Source organism: Acidobacteriota bacterium, from assembly GCA_012729555.1.
In the GTDB taxonomy this organism is placed as follows: domain Bacteria; phylum Acidobacteriota; class UBA6911; order UBA6911; family UBA6911; genus UBA6911.
Window position 1 is genome coordinate 1 of sequence record JAAYCX010000023.1, and the last position, 2,808, is coordinate 2,808.

Consider the following 2,808-nt stretch of genomic DNA (forward strand, 5'->3'; position numbering starts at 1 on the left):
CTCTTCACCGTCACGCGGCGGGGAGCCTGTGCGACGGCGTTCCCCAGGCGCGAATCGAGGCGCTGGACGCCGAGGTTGCCCGGGCCAGGGCCGAGCGGGACCGCGTCCTGGCCGGGGCCGAGGAGCCCTACCGCGAGGCATTGCGGACCATGCTCGACTTCGACCGGCACTTCATTAGCGCGGCGTCCTCTTGGTTGGCCCAGATCATTCGCGATTACGGCGATGCCGACCCGCGTCTGGTGGCCAAATGCCAGCCCGCCCGGCGCAAGCTGGAGGACATGGCGAATCGGCGGCTTCCCCTCCGGCAGATCGAGGGCGCCTTCGCGCCCGTGTATGCGGAGCTTTGCGCGTGGAAATTGCCGAAGGTTGAGAGTGTCGCCTATGGCGTCCCGCATCCGCCGGACAGGTTCAGCCCCCCGCGCCTGTCCGACTGGTTGGAGAAGCGCTAACACCTTGGGCCGGGGCGTTCCCGGTCCATCGGGCCAAGTGGCCCACCGTGCAGGGGCGGCTTGACGGCGCGTCCCGGCACACCCGCCGGCGGGGGTGCTCGTCAACCACCCCCGCCGGCACTCCCGGAGAACGATCATGCGACTGACGTACTGGACCGGCCCGATTGACAACTTGGGCGGCTTGTTTCGGACGATGGGCGTTACGCTCGTCGACGACGCCATATGTCGCCAGGTCCGGCGGTTTGTCCGGCACTGGGGCCGACAGCGGCGCCGGTCGAAAAACGCGGAAAACGTAATCGTTTCGCTTGTCTGGTCCCCGTCGCGCGGCGTCGATGCCGAGGCGAGCCGGATCAGCTACCTTTAAGGAGAAAACATGATTATCGAAATGGGCAATGGCTACGAACTGAAAATCGATCCCGGCGGCGGGGCGACCCTGCTTCGCGGCGGGCAGAGGATCCGGTCCGTCCCGGCTGGCCCGGGCGAAAAGCCCGGAACCATTTTCCGGCGGCTGCTTGAGGACAAAACGTTGGTCGGCATGGACCGGCTGGCGGTTATGCGGATCGTCGGCGATAGCAACCTTTTGAAAAACAAAAGCGGTTTCATCGTCTGGTGACCCGTCTTTCTCCCGGGGGCGCTGTCCTGTGGGCAATTCTACGGCCAAAACCCCCGGGGGCATACCTAGGTATGGGTTGACCCGAGATCGTCGTTTCTGGTGCGGCAAACGACGGCTGGCGAGGCTTTCCGGGGCAAAGTACGCGACAGCGTGAAGCCCAAGCGAAGGAGCGACCGGAGGATTGCGGAGGCGTGTCAGGTCGGCGGAACCCTCGTCCTCAATGTCAGGCGCGAATGTCAACTGCTCTCCGAGAGCAGTTCCCCCGAACCCCCCAAGCGCATCGGCGCAGACGGCAAGGCCCGATCAATGCCGACTCCGCGCGAAAGCCGGGGATGGACCGCGCCGGAGGTGGCATTAAATGCCACCCCGGCTCCAGCCACGCGCACCGGCAGAGACGGCAAGCAATGGGTAGTTTGCTTTATATCGTAAAGTGAAAAAAGGGGTTGACGGGTTTAATTGTAGGGTATATACCATACACTTATGAGCAGGGGATTGGGTGTTCTTCAGAAAACGATCCTTGGAATCCTTGACGGCACAGAAAAGGCGCTCGTCTATAAAAATTCGGGCGGAGGGCTCATCACGCGCGAACTCGTGGAGGAGCTTATCGAACGCGAGCTACTCAACGAAAGAGCGCCGCGAAAACAACTGGCGTCCTCGGTTATCCGGGCCTGCGGTTCGTTGTGCCAAAGAGGGCTTCTCGAGGGGACATACAACACGGACGCCGATAATCCGGGGAGATACACAATCACCTGGAGGACAGCGCAACAACAACCCAAACCGAAGTAAAACCCGCAGAGAGCGGAACCGGCCCGGGGCGCAACCCGAACCGATTCCTAACCCTGCACATGGAGGCACCATGAGCAAGGCTGTAAAGAAATCTACCATTTCCGCAGTACGCGCAGAACCCAAAAACCGACCCATAATCACCCTTACAGCACGGGCGACCGACAGGTTTCCCTTTGCCGATCCGAACCCCGTCCCGCACCTGGAAAGGATCTCCGATGATATCGGGCACATGGCCGAGTATCTGGACTGCCTGTATGACCTTTCCGCGCTGGATGAGGACAACCCGGTTGTCGCGGGGCTCTCTCTTTTCATGCGGGAAATCATCAATAGGCTGAAGGAGCACGCCGAGCTTCTTTCGGACATCGGCGACACCCTAGCGGTGAAAGGGGGTGCAGCATGACCCCGCTCTGCTACCGGATCGGCGTGAGGGGTCAATGCAAGTGGGCGTTTATTGCCGGGCTGGCGCTTGGATTCATGATAGGTCTCGTCTGCGGGGGTGCCCGATGATAGACCTTGCCGACAACGCCCCGATGATTGTAAGCCAACTGACGCCCTGTGAATTACAGCGGGCGTCCGAAGCTATCGCGCGGTTGATTGCACTGGCCGGGAAGCGGCAGGATTTTTTTCTAATGGGCATGGCGGTTGAAAAGCTCCGGCTGCTACAGCGGAGAATGAAGGCGGAGCCGTAGGAAAGGGAAATTGTTGATGCAAACCGGGCCCGGGAAACCGGGCCCTTTTTTATTGGCAAAGCCCCTGCACTTACCACGCACTTACGGCTCATTTTCGGGCTTTTTGGGGAGGGGGGAAAATCTCTGTAACTCTTTATTTTTGAATGGTGGGCGGTACTGGATTTGAACCAGTGGCCCCCGGTGTGTAAGACCGATGCTCTGCCGCTGAGCTAACCGCCCGTTGTGAGGTGATATTACGCGACTTAACCCATTATTCCAACCGGTAAATTCC

5 protein-coding genes and 1 tRNA gene are annotated in these 2,808 nt (G+C 60.5%); 5 read left to right on the forward strand and 1 reads right to left on the reverse strand.

Going from position 1 to position 2,808, the window contains the following annotated elements; translation table 11 throughout:
* From GXY47_06315 to GXY47_06335, 5 genes are all read left to right on the forward strand, one after another.
* Window positions 1-449 (forward strand): hypothetical protein (locus tag GXY47_06315; GenBank protein NLV30756.1); only part of this gene is annotated, 449 nt, incomplete at its 5' end.
* Window positions 450-585: 136 nt separating this feature from the next.
* Window positions 586-813: a hypothetical protein gene (locus GXY47_06320; protein ID NLV30757.1), complete on the forward strand. Its 228-nt coding sequence runs from the start codon at window positions 586-588 to the stop codon at window positions 811-813.
* 9 nt (window positions 814-822) lie between these two features.
* Window positions 823-1,062 carry a hypothetical protein gene (locus GXY47_06325; protein NLV30758.1) on the forward strand — a complete coding sequence of 80 codons (240 nt, stop codon included), beginning with the start codon at window positions 823-825 and terminating at the stop codon, window positions 1,060-1,062.
* An 856-nt stretch (window positions 1,063-1,918) separates the two neighbouring features.
* Window positions 1,919-2,248 (forward strand): hypothetical protein, encoded by a 330-nt coding sequence (locus GXY47_06330; GenBank protein ID NLV30759.1) that lies wholly within the window; start codon window positions 1,919-1,921, stop codon window positions 2,246-2,248.
* 103 nt (window positions 2,249-2,351) lie between these two features.
* Complete coding sequence (locus tag GXY47_06335; GenBank protein ID NLV30760.1) at window positions 2,352-2,537, forward strand: hypothetical protein; 186 nt, start codon at window positions 2,352-2,354, stop codon at window positions 2,535-2,537.
* Between the two features lie 144 nt (window positions 2,538-2,681).
* Here GXY47_06335 and GXY47_06340 read toward each other — a convergent pair.
* Window positions 2,682-2,756 (reverse strand) — tRNA-Val (locus GXY47_06340).
* Between the last annotated feature and the right edge of the window lie 52 nt (window positions 2,757-2,808).